Below are 17885 nucleotides of genomic sequence, written 5' to 3' on the forward strand. Positions count from 1 at the left end.
CTCTGGCGCGGGCAACCGCAAGCCCGGCGCAGGAAAACCCCGCTCGTCCACAGGCCCCGGCGGCCGCGCTGCCACCGCCCCCCTCAAGCCGAGCGCAGCGGTCTGGCGAGCGCCCCGACCAGAGCGAGCACCTTCTCGACGGTTCCGGCTCGCACGCGGCCCGCTTCATCGAGGTTGTCGGCGATGATGTTGACCAGCGCCGAACCGACCACCACGCCGTCCGCGACCGCCCCGATGGCAGCCGCCTGCTCGGGCGTCTTGACGCCGAAGCCGACCGCGACGGGCAACGGCGTTGCCGCCTTGATGCGCGCGACCTGCGCTCCGACCTTGGCCGGGTCCGGCGCGGCCGTGCCGGTGATGCCCATGATCGAGACGTAATAGACGAAACCCGAAGTATTGTTCAGCACCTTCGGCAGCCGCTTGGCATCCGTCGTCGGCGTCGCGAGCCGGATGAAGTTGAGCCCCCGGGCGAGCGCTGGCAGGCAGAGTTCCTCATCCGTCTCCGGCGGCAGGTCGACGACGATGAGACCGTCGACGCCAGCCGCCACCGCCCGCTCGAGGAAGACGTCGACGCCCATCCGGTAGATCGGGTTGTAATAGCCCATGAGCACGATGGGCGTTTCGGAATCGCGCGCGCGGAACCGCCCCACCATGTCGAGCGTCTTGACGAGCGTCTGGCCGCCCTTGAGCGCCCGAAGGGATGAGGCCTGGATCGCCGGCCCGTCCGCCATCGGATCGGAGAACGGCATGCCGAGTTCGATGACGTCGGCTCCGGCACCAGCGAGCCCCGCAAGGATGGCCTCTGACGTCGCGAGATCGGGATCACCGGCGGTGACGAACGTGACGAGAGCCGGCCGCCCCTTGGCCTTCAGCTCCCTGAACCGGCGATCGATGCGTGTTTCGCCGCCGCCTGCGCCGTCCGACCCGTCCGCCATATCGTCATCGACCCCGGTATGAGTGCCCATCCGCCAGACGGCAGCCCCGCACGGGACCGCGCAACCGCACCTCCCGCCCATCGCCGAGGCCTAGCGCGAACCCCGCGAGCTTGCAAGCAGACCGCCGGCTGATCCGAATGCGGGCTGGCGTGCTCTTCCGGGGCGGCGCGAAACCACGCCCTCACCAACCGCGTGCGATTCCCGGACCAAGGTCGCCGGCCGGCCTCTCGCCGTTTCAGCCGAAGACCGACAACACGATGGAATTGAAAGGGAAATGAGACCGATGACCATCCGCAATCGACTGACATTCGTCGCCGGCGTCGCCATCGCCACCGCCATGGGCTCGGCGAGCCTTGCGGGTTCGGCCGAGGCGTTCTATGCCTGTGCCGCCTACGCCGACAGCGCCGTGCAGCAGAACCAGCGAAACGAGCGGCTCGGCTGCGGTTACCACGGCATCCGCTGGCACAACTGGCACGAAGGCCACGCGTCCTGGTGACGGTCCGTCAACTGGTCGATCGCCCGCGCCGAGATGCAGCGCCGCGAACTGAAGCTCGCCCAGTGCCGCTTCAATTGATGGCGTAGGGCGATCCGAGGCGAAACAAGGAAACCGGAGCCGGAACCCCGCCTCGGCTCCTACATGCCCCCGACCCCACCTACATCGCCCGCCCGAGGTGCTCGGCGACGGCGAAGATGTCCTTGTCGCCGCGCCACCTACGAAGCGAGGGGCGGCCCGAATCATCAATAGTCACAATATCTTCGCCCCTCGTGAGTAATGAGGTAGGCTCCATCACCAATTCGCTCAATAAAGCCGCGTTGAACATAGTGGTGTAGCTGGGCCCTCACAGAAGATCGCGATACTTCCAGCCCGTTTTCATGCGCAAAAGCAAGAATATCATCCACGGATACTGGTTGGGGCGATCGGAGGACGATAAAATTTAGAACCGAAGCCCACTTCTCCGACATTCCCCTGACTTTGTTTTCGAAGGGAAGGGGAATCTGTGCCGCCTCAGATTGCGCCACTGCGAGGCGTTCACGCAATTCGACTAGCTCAGCTCTGATCTTTGAAGCCTCGTCGATGGCGCGCTGCAGCCGCAACTCCGTGTTGTGGATCAGCCGCAGAAGTCTCTGTTCTCTCTTGGACTGCATAACAAACGCAAATTTTACGGCTCCGCAGATTTCGCGGAGCTTGCGCACCGAGGATACGCGGTGTAACCTTACCATTGGGCTAACGAAGAAGGGCTGCACGTTGCCGCGTGCAGCCCCTCAATTGGCCCAAGCGGAGAAGGCCCGCCTCAGCTCTTACAAAACGAATCATATCAAGTTTTGATTCGGGGGTCGAGACCTTCTCCATCATCTCAACTCCTTGATGGAGAACCAACAATGAACTACTTGCTTTCTGCTCGGCTGCCCCTCGGCACGCGCCGGAGGACGGGAGAGGTCTGCCCAGAGAGTGGCGTGTGGCGCTCTGATGACTCTCCCAGCACGACTGCCCCCATTGCGAAGGGCAATAGGATGCCGCCCCATAATAACAGGGCGGTCTTCTGGATCCTGATCCAACACGCGTGACATGGCGGGGGCGGAGCACAATTGCTTCGCCCCCCGCCTACATCGCCCGCCCGAGGTGCTCGGCGACGGCGAAGATGTCCTTGTCGCCGCGCCCGCAGAGGTTCATGACGAGCAGCTTGTCGGGGCTGAGTGTCGGGGCGAGCTTTTTCACGTAGGCGAGCGCGTGGGAAGGCTCCAGCGCCGGGATGATCCCCTCCGTGCGGCAGCAGAGTTCGAAGGCATCGAGTGCCTCCTTGTCGGTGATCGAGACGTAGGAAACGCGCCCCGTGTCCTTCAGCCAGGAATGCTCGGGCCCGATCCCCGGATAGTCGAGCCCGGCCGAGATCGAATAGCCATCCTTGATCTGCCCGTCGGCATCCTGCAGCAGATAGGTGCGGTTGCCATGCAGCACGCCCGGCTCGCCACCGTTGAGCGAGGCGCAGTGCTCGCCGGTCTCGATCCCCTTGCCCGCCGCCTCGACGCCGTAGATCGCAACCGAGGCGTCGTCCAGGAAGGGATGGAAAAGGCCGATCGCGTTCGAGCCGCCGCCGATGCAGGCAACGAGTGCGTCCGGCAAGCGCCCCTCGCGCTCCAGCATCTGCTCGCGCGTCTCCTTGCCGATCACCGACTGGAAATCGCGCACCATCGCCGGATAGGGGTGCGGTCCCGCCGCCGTGCCGATGATGTAGAAGGTGCTCTCGACGTTGGCGACCCAGTCGCGCAGCGCCTCGTTCATGGCATCCTTGAGCGTGCCCGTGCCGGCCGTCACCGGCTTGACCTCGGCGCCGAGCAGCTTAATGCGGAAAACGTTCGGTTTCTGGCGCTCGATGTCGTGCGCGCCCATGTAGACGACGCAGGGCAGCTTGAAACGCGCCGCCACCGTCGCGACGGCGACGCCATGCTGGCCGGCCCCGGTTTCCGCGATGATCCGCTTCTTTCCCATCCGCCGGGCGAGCTGGATCTGGCCGAGGCAGTTGTTGATCTTGTGGCTGCCCGTGTGATTGAGCTCGTCGCGCTTGAAGTAGACTTTCGCCCCGCCCAGTTCCTCGGTCAGGCCCTCTGCGAAATAGAGCGGGCTCGGCCGCCCGCCGTAGTGGGTCATGAGGTCGGCGAGTTCGCGTTGGAAGACCTCGTCGCCCTTGGCCGCCTCGTAGGCCTCCTCGAGCTCGAGGATCAGCGGCATCAGGGTCTCGGCGACGAAACGCCCGCCGTAGATGCCGAAATGGCCGCGCTCGTCCGGCCCCGTGCGGAAACTGTTGGGCTGCTGCTGGGAGAGCGGATTGGCCATGGCTGGCTCCTTTAGGTGCGCGGCGTGTTGGCGCTGGCGGCGACGGTGGTCCGGCCGCTCGCCTCGAAGGCCCGTACGGCGGAAATGAAGGCGCGGATGCGCTCGGGGTCTTTTCGCCCGGGCGCGCTCTCGACGCCAGAGGAAACGTCGACACCCGGCGCCCCGGTGAGGGCGAGCGCGGTGGCGACATTGTCGGCATGGAGTCCGCCCGACAGCAGATAGCGCTCGCCAGCCGCAAGACCGGCCAGAACCCGCCAGTCGAACGACAGGCCGTTGCCGCCGGGCAGGTCCGCGCCGATCTCCGGCGCCGGCTTGGCATCGTACAGCATGAGGTCGGCGACGCCGGAATAGACCGCCGCTCTTTCGAGGTCGGCGCCCGATGCGATCCCCGCCGCCTTGATGATGCCGCAGCCTGTCCGCGCCTTGAGTTCGGCGACGCGAGCGACACTCTCGCTGCCATGCAATTGCAGGTCGTCGGGCGCCACGCTTGTCACGATCGCCTCGATCAATTCGTCATCCGCATCGACCGAGACGGCGACGATCCGCACCCGCCCGCCTGCGATCCGCCGCGCCTGGCGCGCAAGCTCGCCCGCCCTCTCGAGCGAGACGTTGCGCGGGCTACGCGGATAGAACAGCAGCCCGATCCGGTCCGCCCCGGCCGCTGTGGCGGTGGCGATGCTCGCCTCGTCATTCAATCCGCAGATCTTGATCTCGACCAAGATGCCCTCGAACGGCTGTGGCAGGGCCTCGCGCCCGCGCCGATCATCTCTCTCGGCCCTGGCCCCGGTTGCCTGCTGGACGCGTCAATTCAGGCCGTACGCCCCGGTTCCGGCAGGCCCAGTCGCGAGCCGACCTCCTTCTCGCGCAGCAAGCGGTCCGCCTCCGTCTTCCAGCGGTAGGCCTCGCGCGTGCGCTCGCGCGCCATGGAGCGCCATTTGCCCTGACTGATCCAGCTGGCGACACCGCCGAGCACCAACCCGAGGAACAGACCGGCGAAGATGAAGGCATAGAGCGGCGCGGGAATGGACAGCGCCGGCGCGGAGGGGCGGAACGGGTCGAGGATCAGCTCGACCTCGTGGCGGTTGGCGACGGCCAGCACCACCACCAGCGCACCGATTGGAATGACGATTAAGAGCCAGAAGAGCACACGCAGCATGGCCCGAGCCTTCCTTCAGTTGGACATCGACGTTGCGGCAGCTGCAGGTCGCACCCGAAGCGTTCCGCCCCGGGCCGCGCTGCCACGGATATGGTCTTGGTTCTGGCGCCGCATGCGACGCGACGCAAGCCCCTGGCGCCGGCCAACGGTCATCGAGGTTGCTGGCGACGTCCCGGCGGCGGCACCGGCGAGGGACGGCGCTCGGACAACTGCGGCAAGAGCCCATCCGCCCACTGGCGCGGTTGACCCATGAAAGCAGAGGCCGCCACCCGGTGCCCACCGGATGACGGCCTCGTTCACTCGGCTGGACCCTGAGGGGGGCTCAGCTCTCCGAAGGCTTGGACCGGCGCACCGCGCTCGTCACCGAGGCGGCAGCGGCCTTTGCAGGAGCCTTCGACGGCTTCTTGGCGGCTGCCCGGCCGGTTGCGGCTGCGGCAGGCTTCTTGGCGACCGCCTTGGGAGCGGCCTTGGCTGCGGCTTTCGGCGCTGCCTTGGGAGCGGCCTTCGGCGCGGCCTTGGCGGCAGCCTTGGGAGCGGCCTTCGCCTTGGCGGTCTTCTTGCCCTTGGCGACGTCCCGGTTGAGGCGCTCGCGCAGCTCCTTGCCGGTCTTGAAGAACGGCACGAACTTTTCGTCCACCGGCACCGACTCGCCCGTCCGCGGATTGCGCCCGACGCGCGCCGCGCGGTGCTTGACGGTGAAGGCGCCGAAGCCGCGAAGCTCGACCCGGTCGCCGCGCGCGAGGGCCTCGGTGATCTCGTCGAAGATTACGTTGACGATGGTTTCGACGTCGCGCTGGTAAAGGTGCGTATTGGCATCCGCGATGCGCTGGATCAGTTCAGACTTGATCATTTTCCCACTCCATGCCCCATCTCGACGGGGTGAAAGACGTTGCCCACACGAATCGTAGTCGTATGATTTGCCTTGGTTTGCAATGGGTTTTTGGCGTGATGCCCTTGTTTTGCAACACTAATTCCGATTTGCGTGCCAGATAGACACCAATCCCTCGAGCTGGAAAGCCTCGATGCGGGCTGCGATATCGCCCCTGAGAGCCCTTGCGGCCCCCTCGAGACCGGCCAATTCCAGCGCCGCAGCCGTCGCACGCGATAGAAAGCTCAAGTCCTCCAAGGACTTCGGTTTACGGTCCCGAACCTCGAGATCGTCCTCGATACCCTTCTCGGCGACCAGCCAGCGGATTGCCTCGCTCTCGCCTCCGAGCTCGTCGACGAGCCGGTGCGCAAGGGCCTGGCGGCCGGAATAGATGCGCCCGTCCGTGAGCCCCGGCACGCCGGCGATATCGACGCTCCGCCGTTCCGAAACGAGGCCATTGAACCAAGCCTGTGATTCCGAAACCATTTCCTCGGTGAGCCGTCTCGCCTCCTCGCTGAGTGGTGAGAACATCGAGGGCTCGGCCTTGAGCGGTCCGCTTTTGATCTCGTTCATCCGCACGCCGATCTTGTCGAGCAGGACACCCACTTCGGCCCACTGGAATATGACGCCGACCGACCCCGTGATGGTGTTGCCCCGCGCCACGATCCGGTCCGAAGCGAGCCCGACGATGTAGGCGGCCGATGTCGCGATGGTGTCGAAGACGGCCACCACCGGTTTCTTCTCCGCCACTTCGCGGATTTTCAGGAACAGCGCCTCACCACCGGCCGTCGTGCCACCCGGGCTGTTGACCGCGAGCACGATGGCCGCGACGTCGCTGTCGTTCTTGAGGGTCTCGAGCAACTCGAGCTGGGCGCGATTGCTTTGGATGAGACCGGTGATCTCGACCCGGGCGATATGCTTGCCGCCGAACAGGGCGGACTGGCCGCCGCTTGCCGAAAGGCCCGCGACCGCGAGCGCGACGATCCCGAATACCACGGCGAGCACCCGCCAGAGGGTCAGCCGCCCACGCATGCGCCGCCGCTCGAGCGCTCGGGTCACGTCCACGCTCATGAACATCGCTCCCGAAAGAGGCTCCGCGGGACGCCGCCGGCGTCCCGCGGAGGTGGTACGGACTTACGAGCGTCCGTCGCCGTCGCCGCGCTTTCGCAACGCCGCTCCGAGGATGTCGCCGAGCGAGGCGCCCGCATCCTGCGAGCCGAACTGCGCCACGGCCTCCTTTTCCTCGGCGATTTCCATCGCCTTGATCGAAACGCTGATGCGCCGGGCCCGGGCGTCGATCTGGGTAACGGCCGCATCCACCTTGTCGCCGACCGCGAAGCGCTCGGGCCGCTGCTCGGCCCGGTCGCGCGAGAGATCGCCGCGCCGCACGAAGGTGGTGATGTCGGTGTCTGCCAGCCTCACCTCGAGACCGTTGTCCTTGACGTCGAGAACTTCACAGGTGACGCGGCTGCCCTTGCGGATGTTGCCGATGGACTCGAACGGATCGTTGCCGATCTGCTTGATGCCGAGGCTGATGCGCTCCTTCTCGGGGTCCACCTCGAGCACGACGGCCCGCACGGTGTCGCCCTTCTTGTAGTCCTGGATCGCCTCTTCGCCCGACCGGTTCCAGTCGAGATCGGAAAGGTGCACCATGCCATCCACCCCGCCATCCAGCCCGATGAAAAGGCCGAACTCGGTGATGTTGCGCACCTGACCCTCGACGGGGGTGCCGGGCGCATAGCGGGTCGCAAAGCTCTCCCAGGGGTTGTCCTGGGTCTGCTTGAGCCCGAGCGAGATGCGCCGCTTGACGGGATCCACCTCGAGTACCTGCACCTCGACCTCCTGGCTGGTCGAGACGATCTTGCCGGGGTGGATGTTCTTCTTCACCCAGCTCATTTCCGAGACGTGGATGAGGCCTTCCACGCCATGTTCCAGCTCGACGAACGCGCCGTAGTCGGCGATGTTCGTGACCGTGCCCTTGAAGCGGGCGCCGATCGGATACTTGACCTCGATCGCCACCCAGGGATCGGCTTGCAGTTGCTTCATGCCGAGGCTGATGCGTTGGCTGTCGGGGTTGATGCGGATGATCCGCACTTTGACCGTGTCGCCGACGTTGACGATCTCGCTCGGCTGGTTGACGCGGCGCCACGCCATGTCCGTGACGTGCAACAGACCGTCGATACCGCCGAGATCGATGAACGCACCATAATCGGTGATGTTCTTGACGACGCCCTCGATGATCTGACCCTCTTGCAGGCGGGCGACGATCTCCGAGCGCTGTTCGGCCCTCGTCTCCTCCAGCACCGAGCGGCGCGAGACGACGATGTTGCCGCGCCGGCGATCCATCTTGAGGACCTGGAACGGCTGCGGCGTGTTCATCAGCGGTGCCATGTCGCGCACCGGGCGCACATCCACCTGGCTGCCCGGCAGGAAGGCCACCGCGCCATCGAGGTCGACCGTGAAGCCGCCCTTGACCTTGTTGAAGATCACGCCCTCGACCTTCTCACCGGCTTCGAATTTCTTCTCGAGCCGCGTCCAGCTCTCCTCGCGCCGCGCCTTTTCGCGGCTCAGCACCGCCTCGCCCAGCGCGTTCTCCACGCGCTCGAGGTAGACCTCGACGACATCGCCGACTTTGACCTTGACCTCGGCGCCCGGGACCGAGAACTCCTTGAGAGGCACCCGCCCTTCCGTCTTGAGCCCGACGTCGATGACGGCGAGATCCTTTTCGATGGCGACGACATTGCCTTTGACGACGCACCCTTCGAGTGGCGACGTCTCATTGAAGCTTTGCTCGAGGAGTGCCGCGAAATCCTCCCGTGTCGGGTTGAGGTCCCTGTTCATCCCAGCGGCGTGGCCTGCGCTCATTCAAACTCCGAGTTTCGTGACCGGGGTCACGGGTTTGACCGATCGGCAATGGCTGCGGGTTGGCAGCGCCCCTCGTACACGGGGATGCCATTGCGCGCCGACCGGTGTTGGTTGACGTTATGCCGCTCGGCTCGAACGAACGCGATACCTGTCGAGCCTCGGCGAAGGAGTGCCGGCGATCCCATGGGGTACGTCAGCAACTAAAGGGGCGCGCTCCACGAGCGTCCCCTCTCGATCCTCAGCTTTGCCCGCCTCTCTCGATCAAGTCGATTGCGGCTCTCAGCGCGGCATCTATATCCAAATGTGAGGTGTCGAGCAAGTAAGCGTCTTCGGCCATTAGTAAAGGCGCCGACACGCGTTCCCGGTCGCGCCGATCGCGTTCGCTGATCTGCTCGAGCACCTGCCCCAGCTCGACATCGAAGCCCTGCGACCGCAGTTCACGGTAACGGCGCTCCGCCCGCACGCGCACATCCGCCACGACGAAAATCTTGTGATCCGCATGCGGGCACACGACCGTCCCGATGTCGCGGCCATCGAGCACGGCGCCCGGCGGGCGGCGGGCGAACGCTCGCTGGTATTCGATGAGCGCCGCCCGCACGCCGGCGCGGCCGGCCACGATCGAAGCGGCCTCGCCGATCCCGCGTGTCCGCAGGAACGGGTCGGCGAGCGTCGAGGCATCGAGATTATGCGCCGCGCGAACCGCCGTCGCCTCGTCGGTAAGATCGCCACCCGCCTGAATGATGTCGCGCGCGACGGCGCGATAGAGAGCACCGGTGTCGAGATGATGCAGCCCGTAGTGGGCCGCGAGCAGACGCGCGAGCGTGCCCTTGCCCGATGCCGCCGGCCCGTCGATCGCAATCACCATCAGCCCGCCCACCACTACCTTTACGGGCCCCGGAGCAGCCCCCGACGGCCGCCGCCTCACGCGGCCGGGCCGTCTTCGACGAACGTCGCGCCGAGTGATCCCATGAGGGAGAAGAACTGCGGAAAGCTCGTCGCGATCATCGAGACGTCGTCGACCCGCACCGGCGCATCGCTCGCAAGCCCGAGCGTCAGGAACGCCATCGCGATGCGATGATCCATCTCCGTTTCGACGAGCCCCCCACCTGCGACACCCTTGTGCCCGCGCCCTTCGACGATGAGGCAATCCCCTTCGATCGCCACCCCGACGCCCTGACGACGCAGGCCCTCCGCCGTCGCGGCCAGCCGGTCGCTCTCCTTGACCCGCAGCTCCGCGAGCCCGTCCATCCGCGTCACGCCGTCCGCTGCGGCCGCCACGCAGGCCAGCATCGGATACTCGTCGATCATCGAGGGCGCCCGCTCGGCCGGCACCGTGACCCCCTTGAGCGGACCCGAACGCGCGACGATGTCGGCCACCTGTTCGCCACCTTCCATGCGCGGATTGGCGAGCTCCACGTCGGCCCCCATCTCTTTGAGCGTCTTGTAAAATCCGGTCCGCGTCGGGCCGGCGAGCACGCCCTCGACGACGATCTCGGAGCCCGCCACCAGAACCGCCGCGGCGGTCGCGAAGGCTGCCGAACTCGGATCGCCCGGCACCTGAACGGACCGCCCCGCGAGTTCGGCCCCGCCGGATACCGTGATGTGCCGCCCATCCGCCGCCTCGACCACCTCGATCTCGCCGCCGAAATAGCCGAGCATGCGTTCGGTATGGTCGCGTGTCGCCTCCGCCTCGATCACCGTCGTGCGCCCGTTGGCATGCAGCCCTGCGAGGAGGATGGCGGATTTCACCTGCGCCGAAGGAACCGGCAGCCGATAGCGGATCGCGACCAGATCGTCCGAACCGCGCAGTGTCAGCGGCAGCTGGTTGCGCCCATCGTCGACGCTCGCCCCCATCAGCGTCAACGGCTCCAGAACCCGCCCCATCGGCCGTCGCGACAGCGAGGCATCACCGACCAACCGGCTGGGGAACGGATGGCCCGCGAGAACGCCCATCATCAGCCGGACGCCGGTTCCCGTATTCCCGAAATCCAGCGCCCCTGCCGCCTCCGAAAGGCCACCGGTGCCGCGCCCCGTGATGCGCCAGACGTCGGCCCCGCGCTCGATCCGCGCGCCGAGCGCTTCCACTGCCCCCGCCGTCGACAACACGTCCTCGCCGAGCAGCAGGCCGCGCACCTCGGTCACACCGCTGGCCAGCGCCCCGAAGATCACCGCCCGGTGCGAGATGGATTTGTCACCGGGTACTCGGACCTTTCCAGCGAGCGCGCGCCCTCGCTGCGACCGCATTGGAACTGCCATGCATTACACTCCCCGTGAGTTCGCGACCGCGACGCCCGGTCGCGGCAACGGGCCGTGGCGCGCATCGGGCTTGCCCCCAGGCTCGCCGCGCGTCGTCCACCCTTTGTCGGGAATGCTTTTGACAGCGTGCCTTGGGCGTGGCAATGGGCCGCAACCGTTTCAAAACATCAACCGGGTTTCCGATGACCAAGAAGGCCGATCGCGGCACCAAACGCGTTTGCCGGTCCTGCAATGGCCGGTTCTACGATCTCAATCGCAGCGAGATCATCTGCCCGCTCTGCGGCGCGGAGTACCAGATGGAGGCCGACGACGCGCGGCCGGATCCGGTCCTCGAGGAGGAGGCACGCAAGCGTGCGGCTCCAGCGCCCAAGCGGCCAGTGGCCCCGGTTGTCGGTGAGGACATCGCCGACGAGGATCTGGCCGACATCAGCGTCGACGTCGCCGAAGTCGAAGCCGACGACGACGAGGACGATGCGTTCCTCGAGGAGGACGAGGTCGAAGGCGACGATGTGACCGGTATCCTCGGCGGCGGCGTGGAGCCGGAAGAGGACGAGGTCTGAGGGCCGCTCCCGCGCCCGCCCACATCGGGGGGTTTGCATCCGATCCCGCGTCGCCTCGGCAATCGACCGCGCCGCGGGCGCCAATTGGCGGGCCGGTCTATTGCTTGGATAGCTCGAGGTCGGGCGAGTAGTCGCCGTCCCGATCCTTGACGATCGCCTGGCCGCAGATCACGCGCCCGGTCTTGGCATCGAACGTCAGCGTCGGATTGCCGTAGAGCATCCAACCGTTGTTCAGAGCTTCGCTGACGCGGTGGCAGAAGCTCTTGTCGTCCGGACCCGTCAGGTATCTGTAGAGACGCACCCTTCGCCTCCATCCCGTTTGGCGATCGCATCGGCGACGGCGAGCGTGCGCGCCGCGACGCGGGCATGTAGCAACTCGACCATACGCCCGTCGAGAGTGACGACACCTTTGCCGGCGTTCTCCGGGGCCTCGAATGCCGCCACGATCCGCCGCGCCCGGACCACTTCCTCGGCGCTCGGGGCGAAAGCGCGGTTCGCCTCCGCGATCTGGCCGGGATGGATGAGCGTCTTGCCGTGCATGCCGAGCAATCGCCCTTGCGCGCACTCGGCGACGAACCCCTCGTTGTCACGGAAATCGTTGTAGACGCCGTCGATGATCGTCAGCCCGTGGGCCGACGCGGCGAGAACGGCAAAGCTCAGCCAGGCCGTCATCGCCGCCCGCCCCTGGTCGAGCGAGGCGCCTGTCTCCTTGGCCAGATCGTTGGTGCCCATGACGAATGCGCGAAAGCGCGGCTCGTCCTTTTTCGCCGCCGCGATGGCCCCGAGATCGAGAATGCCGATTGGCGTTTCCATCATCGCCCAGATCGCGACGCGGCCACCTGGGTCCAGCTCACCGAGCCGCCTGCCGACCGTACGGATCTGTTCCGGCTCGCTGACCTTGGGAACCAGGATCGCGTCGGGCCGAACACGCGCCGCGGCCTCGAGGTCATCGTTGCCCCACGCGGTGTCGAGGCCGTTGATCCGCACGATCACCTCGCGGTGGCCATAGCCGCCCGCCGCCACCGCTGCGACCACCTGTTCTCGCGCCATGGACTTGGCGTCCGGAGCCACCGCATCCTCGAGATCGAGGATCAGGCCATCGGCATCGAGTGTGCGCGCCTTTTCGAGCGCCCGGGCATTGGCGCCGGGCATGTAGAGAACGCTGCGCCGCGGTCTGAAGCCATCGTCGTGCATGCCTAGTGTCCTCGCCTGCGTTTCGTCGGCATCCCGGGGCCGACCCAAGCCCGCCGCCGAACGCGCACGAGGCCCCTTGCGGGCACGGTGGATGTGGCCGATTCTAGCGCTCCGTCGCCGCTGCGGCCACTGTTCGATAGGCCAACGCCGAGGCGCCCGCCAGTGTGCCATGAGCCCGTCCGCGATGCCCGCCATCCTTGCCATCTCTTCAACGGTCGTGCGCGGCCACGTGGGCAACAGCGCAGCGGTGTTCGCGCTACGCCGTCTCGGGCTCGAAACCTGGTGCCTGCCGACAATCGTGCTCTCGAACCACCCCGGCTACTCGCACATGGCCGGCTCGCCGATCCCGCCGGAAACCGTTCGCGCCATGGTCGACGCACTTGCCGCCAACGGCTGGTTCGGTGAGGTCTCGGCGATTCTCTGTGGCTACATGCCGAGCCCGCGACACGTGGCCACTGCCGCCGCCGCCATCGACCGCATCCGCGCGGCCGGGCGCGCGCCCTTGGTCATGGTCGACCCGATCATCGGCGATCACCCCAAGGGCCTCTATGTCGACGAGGAGGTGGCGGGCGCCATCCGCGATGAACTTGTGCCGCGTGCCGACATCATCACGCCGAACATCTTCGAGCTCGGCTGGCTGAGCGGTCTCGGCATGCCCTCGACCAAGGCGGACGTCATGGCGCAGGTCGATCGCCTGTCGCGTCCGGCGACGCTGGTGACGTCCGTTCCCTTGCCGAGCGCGCGGCACATCTCCACGGTCCTCGTCGGCGATGGCACCGCCTGGGCGGCCGTGCAGACGAGACGCCCCCACGTGCCCCACGGCACCGGCGACCTCATCGCCGCCCTGGTACTTGGCCACCGGCTGCGCGCCCCCTCGGTCGGTGCCCGCGGCATGCTCGCCCATTCCGTCGCGGCGCTCGAGGCGGTCGTCGAGGCGGCTGCCGGCCGCGACGAACTGGCCCTCGCGGCCGAGGGCGGAGCCTGGATCGAGCGCAAACCCTGGCCCGTTGTGCCGCTCGAGACGCTCGACGACAGCCGCGCCTCGACGCCGCCCGGCACCGGCACATGACGGCCCCACCGACCGCTGCGGACGCTTACGGCGCCGACGGTTGTCCGGGTGGCTGGCTGGTCGTGCGCTGGCCAGCGAGCGCCACCGCCGATGCGTCCGGCAGCAACGACGGGTCGTCAGATCTCGAGGTCTTCATCACCCCGCGTCTCGGCGATCTTCTGGCTCGCCTCCGACCCACCGACCACCTCGCCATCGACATCCCGATCGGGCTCGCCGACCACGTGACGAGAGGCGGGCGCGGCTGCGACACCGCCGCGCGTCGGCTCCTCGGCGAGCGCCAGTCCGCGCTCTTTGCTGTGCCGTCACGGGCGGCCGTCATGGCTGCGAGCTATGTCGAGGCCTGCGCCACCGCGTTCGCGACGTCCGATCCACCGCGCAAGGTCTCCAAGCAGTGCTACAATATTTTTCCCAAGATCCGCGAGGCCGACCGCCTCTTGACCCCCGCCCTGCAGGAGCGCGTCGTCGAGTGCCACCCCGAGGTCGCCTTCTGCGCGATGAACGGCTGGCGGCCCCTCGCGTTGCCCAAGAAGGTGAAGTCGCGCCCCGCCCCGGAGGGCTTGGATTTGCGGCGCAACCTGTTGTCCGAGGCCGGCTTTCCGGTTGCCGCGCTGGTTGGTTTCTCCTGGCCGGCCCGCCTCGCCGGTGCCGACGACCTGCTGGATGCCGCCGCCTGTGCCTGGACGGCGCGCCGCCGCATCGCGGGCAACGCCCGCCGTTTTCCCGACGAGCCCATGCGCGACCGCCGCGGCCTCAGGATGGAAATCTGGGCTTGAGGGCCTGAAAATCCGCGAGCGCGACGTAGGCGCAATTTTTGTTGCGCTGCACAAATCTACTATTGCGTCGCAGCAAACTTCGCGCTATGTATGCCTCATGGAATTCGGTCGGGCTGCCGAAGTGGTCACATGGCCAAAATCGCAGCGTGCAGGTGCGACCAAACACGAACGACGCTAACCCCAAACTGGAACGGTGACGACGATGAACGAGCACTTCATGAAGCAGGCCGAGGACATGATGCAGGCCGCCAAGCAGGTCCGCATGCCTGAGAACTTCCAGGCCCTCGCCGAGGAAAGCGTGGCGCGCACCCGCGACGCCTACACCAAGCTCAATGCCGTCGCCAAGGAAGCCAATTCCGCGACCGAGGAACTGGTCACCAAGGCCGCTGTCGGCGTGCGTTCGCTCAGCGAGCAGGCCATGGCGAACATGTCGGCCAACACCGAGGCCGCGTTCGACGCCGCCGAGGCCCTGGCCCGCGCTCGTTCGCTTCCGGAAGCCGCCCGTCTCCAGGCCGACTTCATGCAGCAGCAGTTCGCCGTTCTCGGCGAGCAGACCCGCTCCTTCTTCGAGATGTCCTCGAAGGTCATGCGCGAAACCGTCGAGCACGCCAACTCCGTCACGGCGCGCACGATGGAGCAGGTCCGCGAGACCGGCAACTGAGGTCGCGATCCGCGGGCTGAGCCCGCCGGGCGCACACATTCGATCGAAAGGGGTTCGCGGCATCGCCGCGGGCCCCTTTTCTCGTGGTGGGACGATGCCCCCGAGCGGCGGAACCCGGTTGGCCCTTGTCACCGGTCCAGCCAGCCCTAGATTCGTCCCCATGACCGCTGCCCCGATCATGATCCGCCGGGCCACTGCCGGCGACAGCACCGCCCTCTCCGACGTTTCGGCCAGTTCATGGATCGGCGCCTACCAGGGCATCATCCCGCACCTCGATCTGATGCGTTTCGTGTCGAAGCGCGATGCCTCCTACTGGCAGGGGGGCCTCGCCCGCGGCTTACCGGTTCTGGTGCTGGAAGTGCTCGGCGAGATCGGCGGCTACGCCTGCCTTTCGAGCGGCCGTTTCCAGGGCCGCCCGACGGGGGAAATCACCGAACTCTATCTCGGCCCCGCGTACCAGGGGATCGGACTCGGCGAGCAGCTCTTTGCCGCCGCCCGCGAAAATCTCGCTGCGCTCGGCCTGCGGCATCTGCGGGTCTGGTCGCTCGTCGCCAACGAGCCGGCCTGCGCGTTCTACAGACGGCGCGGAGGGCGGCCGGGTGAACGCTCGAGCCAGCGCTTCGGCTCGACGCGGCTCGAGCGCCAGTCGTTTCACTGGTCGTAGTCACCGATTTCCGGGTCCGACGCGCGGTCACCCACCCGGGCAGAGCACGATCTTGGCCGCCGCCACCTCGCCCCGCCGCAACGCGCGAAAGGCCGCACTCCCCTCGCCCAACGCCCGCCGTTCCACCCAGTCGAGATCGCCGAAAACGCCGCGCCCGATCAGCTCCAGCGTCTCGCGGAAATCGGCCATGGTGTAGGTGTAGGTTCCAAGGAACGTGATCTCCTGCAGCGTGCACTTGCGCGTGTCGAGCCCGCCCGCGTTGTCGCCGAGCCCAACGTGCACGATGACTCCGCCCGGCGCCGCGATCCGCGAGCTGGCGGCGCGCGTGGCGGCGATCCCGACCGCATCGACCACCACCTCGACGCTCGAATCCGCGAGCGCCGCGTCCGCCTCGACCACCTCGGCGATCCCGAGCCGTTCGAGCGTCGCCCGCCGCAGGGCATTCGGCTCGACGACGACGATCCGCCCGGCCCCGAAGTGCCGCAGCACGTAGGCAACGCCGAGGCCGATGGCCCCGCCCCCCAGCACCGCCACCTCGAGCGAGGCGAGCGGACGCGCCGAGAGCCGCGCAGCGGCAGCAACCGCATGATAGCCCGTCGCCATCGGCTCGGTCAGCGCGGCCGCCAGGAACGGCATTCCGTCCGGCAAGGTGACGAGGTTGCGCTCGGGAATGCGCACCAGCTCGGCGAACGCGCCCGGACGCGGCGGCATCGAGATGATCTGCCGGCTGCGACAGAGATTGCTGCGCCCCCCGGTGCAGGCCGGGCAGGTGCCGCAGGTGACGAGCGGATTGATCGTGACGCGCTCACCCTTTCGAGGTCCCTCGACCACCGTGCCCGCCGCCTCGTGGCCCAGCACCAGCGGCGCCGGTCGCCGCGGATCGTGCCCGAGATAGGCGTGCATGTCCGAGCCGCAAATGCCGCACGCCTCGACCGCGACGACGCACTCGCCCGCCGCCTCGGGCCTTGCCACGTCGCGCACTTCGAGCGCTTCGGGTCCGGTATAGACGAGCGCTTCCATCTATTGGCTCCCCAACGTTGCCGCATGCTTCGCCACTGGCCGCCGTGCGACCCAGCCCGAGGTTATTTCGCGGTATAGCCGCCGTCGACGGCGATCAGCTGGCCGGTGATGTAGGCCGACCCGCGCGAGGCGAGGAAAACCGTCACGCCGTCGAGATCGCGCATCTCGCCATTCCGCCCGATCGCGGTCATCGCCGCGTTGTGGCGGCTGAGCTCCGGGTTGGCGAACACCGGTGCCGTCAGCTCGGTCGGAAAGAAGCCGGGCGTGATCGCATTGCTGACGATCCCATCCCGCGACCAGGCCTCGGCCATCGCGCGTGTCAGCTGCGCCACGCCGCCCTTGGAGGCGCCATAGGCGATGCCGTTGGCAAAGGCGCGGAAGGACTGCAGCGAGGCGATGTTGATGATGTTGCCACCGCCCTTGGCGCGCATCCCCGGCACCAGCGCCTGGGCGAGGAAGAACGGCACCGTGAGGTTGATGTCGAGGGTCTTCGCCCAGCCCTCGGGCGTCACCGCGTCGGCATGCTGGCGCAAATTGACGCCGGCCGCGTTGACGAGGATGTCCGGCGCCCCGAACGGATCGGCGAGCGTTCGTGCGAAGCCGACGAAATCCATCGCCCCGTCGAGCGCTTCCACCACGAAACCGCCGTGCCCGCCACCATCGACGATCTCGCCGGCGAGTTCGGCCAGCGGCTCCGGCCGCCTTGCCACCGCCACCACGCTCGCCCCGGCCCGTGCCAGGACGCGCGCCATGTGCCGGCCGATGCCCGAGGAGGCACCGGTGACCACCGCGACGCGGCCCGAAAGGGAGAAGAGCTCCTCGAGATACGGCCTTGCCATTCCTGCCCCTCCATCCGCCCGCGTCGCGCGGCGCCAATACGCGCGCCACCCCATCGGCCAATGCACCCGGCCGGTATGGCGAATGCGCCCCCGCCTCGCAAGTGAAGGCTCACGCGACGCCTCGAGGAGAGCCGCCCGCCGGGGCTGAAACGATGGTGTGAAAGGTCCCGGCGGGGCCATCGCGGACGTGGC

At 67.4% G+C, this 17885-nt stretch carries 20 protein-coding genes and 1 pseudogene; 7 read left to right on the plus strand and 14 right to left on the minus strand.

Annotated elements, in window-relative coordinates:
* Positions 1-83 precede the first annotated feature (83 nt).
* Positions 84-935, minus strand: coding sequence for a tryptophan synthase subunit alpha (locus GC150_00375; protein ID MBI1383355.1), 852 nt, complete (start codon positions 933-935; stop codon positions 84-86).
* Positions 936-1218: 283 nt separating this feature from the next.
* On the opposite strand from GC150_00375, the gene GC150_00380 reads away from it, so the two are divergent.
* A complete protein-coding gene (locus GC150_00380) occupies positions 1219-1431 on the plus strand; it encodes a hypothetical protein (GenBank protein MBI1383356.1) in 213 nt (70 codons plus the stop codon).
* A 242-nt stretch (positions 1432-1673) separates the two neighbouring features.
* Here GC150_00380 and GC150_00385 read toward each other — a convergent pair whose 3' ends face one another.
* Positions 1674-2129 (minus strand): hypothetical protein, encoded by a 456-nt coding sequence (locus GC150_00385; GenBank protein MBI1383357.1) that lies wholly within the window; start codon positions 2127-2129, stop codon positions 1674-1676.
* 186 nt (positions 2130-2315) lie between these two features.
* On the opposite strand from GC150_00385, the gene GC150_00390 reads away from it, so the two are divergent.
* Positions 2316-2501, plus strand: coding sequence for a hypothetical protein (locus tag GC150_00390; GenBank protein ID MBI1383358.1), 186 nt, complete (start codon positions 2316-2318; stop codon positions 2499-2501).
* A 37-nt stretch (positions 2502-2538) separates the two neighbouring features.
* On the opposite strand, the gene trpB is transcribed toward GC150_00390, so the two are convergent.
* From trpB to aroA, 8 genes and pseudogenes are all read right to left on the minus strand, one after another.
* The gene (gene trpB / locus GC150_00395; GenBank protein ID MBI1383359.1) at positions 2539-3768 is read right to left on the minus strand and encodes a tryptophan synthase subunit beta; all 1230 of its coding nucleotides are present in this window, start codon (positions 3766-3768) and stop codon (positions 2539-2541) included.
* 11 nt (positions 3769-3779) lie between these two features.
* A complete protein-coding gene (locus GC150_00400) occupies positions 3780-4490 on the minus strand; it encodes a phosphoribosylanthranilate isomerase (protein ID MBI1383360.1) in 711 nt (236 codons plus the stop codon).
* Positions 4491-4576: 86 nt separating this feature from the next.
* Positions 4577-4924, minus strand: a complete 348-nt coding sequence (locus GC150_00405) for a hypothetical protein (protein ID MBI1383361.1) — start codon at positions 4922-4924, stop codon at positions 4577-4579.
* A gap of 571 nt (positions 4925-5495) precedes the next feature.
* Positions 5496-5774 (minus strand): annotated as a pseudogene (gene ihfB, locus GC150_00410) (integration host factor subunit beta).
* A gap of 117 nt (positions 5775-5891) precedes the next feature.
* Positions 5892-6869 (minus strand): signal peptide peptidase SppA, encoded by a 978-nt coding sequence (gene sppA / locus GC150_00415; GenBank protein ID MBI1383362.1) that lies wholly within the window; start codon positions 6867-6869, stop codon positions 5892-5894.
* A 57-nt stretch (positions 6870-6926) separates the two neighbouring features.
* A complete protein-coding gene (locus tag GC150_00420) occupies positions 6927-8657 on the minus strand; it encodes a 30S ribosomal protein S1 (GenBank protein MBI1383363.1) in 1731 nt (576 codons plus the stop codon).
* A gap of 238 nt (positions 8658-8895) precedes the next feature.
* A complete protein-coding gene (locus GC150_00425; GenBank protein MBI1383364.1) occupies positions 8896-9522 on the minus strand; it encodes a (d)CMP kinase in 627 nt (208 codons plus the stop codon).
* Between the two features lie 56 nt (positions 9523-9578).
* Positions 9579-10913, minus strand: a complete 1335-nt coding sequence (gene aroA, locus GC150_00430) for a 3-phosphoshikimate 1-carboxyvinyltransferase (GenBank protein MBI1383365.1) — start codon at positions 10911-10913, stop codon at positions 9579-9581.
* A gap of 143 nt (positions 10914-11056) precedes the next feature.
* On the opposite strand from aroA, the gene GC150_00435 reads away from it, so the two are divergent.
* Positions 11057-11473 carry a TIGR02300 family protein gene (locus GC150_00435; protein ID MBI1383366.1) on the plus strand — a complete coding sequence of 139 codons (417 nt, stop codon included), beginning with the start codon at positions 11057-11059 and terminating at the stop codon, positions 11471-11473.
* A gap of 97 nt (positions 11474-11570) precedes the next feature.
* Here GC150_00435 and GC150_00440 read toward each other — a convergent pair whose 3' ends face one another.
* Positions 11571-11774 (minus strand): DUF1737 domain-containing protein, encoded by a 204-nt coding sequence (locus GC150_00440; protein ID MBI1383367.1) that lies wholly within the window; start codon positions 11772-11774, stop codon positions 11571-11573.
* Positions 11753-12667: a CoA ester lyase gene (locus GC150_00445; protein ID MBI1383368.1), complete on the minus strand. Its 915-nt coding sequence runs from the start codon at positions 12665-12667 to the stop codon at positions 11753-11755. Before GC150_00445 ends, GC150_00440 begins: the two co-directional genes overlap by 22 nt.
* On the opposite strand from GC150_00445, the gene GC150_00450 reads away from it, so the two are divergent.
* The 4 genes from GC150_00450 to GC150_00465 all read left to right on the plus strand — a co-directional run bounded on the left by GC150_00450 (position 12666) and on the right by GC150_00465 (position 15834).
* Positions 12666-13736 carry a pyridoxal kinase gene (locus GC150_00450; GenBank protein MBI1383369.1) on the plus strand — a complete coding sequence of 357 codons (1071 nt, stop codon included), beginning with the start codon at positions 12666-12668 and terminating at the stop codon, positions 13734-13736. The genes GC150_00445 and GC150_00450 overlap by 2 nt on opposite strands.
* The gene (locus GC150_00455; protein ID MBI1383370.1) at positions 13733-14509 is read left to right on the plus strand and encodes a DUF429 domain-containing protein; all 777 of its coding nucleotides are present in this window, start codon (positions 13733-13735) and stop codon (positions 14507-14509) included. The genes GC150_00450 and GC150_00455 overlap by 4 nt, the downstream gene beginning before the upstream one ends.
* Positions 14510-14711: 202 nt before the next feature.
* On the plus strand, positions 14712-15170 hold the full coding sequence (locus GC150_00460) for a phasin (GenBank protein ID MBI1383371.1): 459 nt from the start codon (positions 14712-14714) through the stop codon (positions 15168-15170).
* Between the two features lie 94 nt (positions 15171-15264).
* Positions 15265-15834, plus strand: a complete 570-nt coding sequence (locus GC150_00465) for a GNAT family N-acetyltransferase (protein MBI1383372.1) — start codon at positions 15265-15267, stop codon at positions 15832-15834.
* A gap of 27 nt (positions 15835-15861) precedes the next feature.
* Here the strand turns inward: GC150_00465 and GC150_00470 are convergent, their stop codons facing one another.
* Both GC150_00470 and GC150_00475 read right to left on the minus strand, forming a co-directional pair.
* On the minus strand, positions 15862-16854 hold the full coding sequence (locus tag GC150_00470; GenBank protein MBI1383373.1) for an alcohol dehydrogenase catalytic domain-containing protein: 993 nt from the start codon (positions 16852-16854) through the stop codon (positions 15862-15864).
* 62 nt (positions 16855-16916) lie between these two features.
* Positions 16917-17693: an SDR family oxidoreductase gene (locus GC150_00475; protein MBI1383374.1), complete on the minus strand. Its 777-nt coding sequence runs from the start codon at positions 17691-17693 to the stop codon at positions 16917-16919.
* Positions 17694-17885 lie beyond the last annotated feature (192 nt).

Source organism: Hyphomicrobiales bacterium (genome assembly GCA_016125495.1).
In the GTDB taxonomy this organism is placed as follows: Bacteria; Pseudomonadota; Alphaproteobacteria; order Rhizobiales; family RI-29; genus RI-29.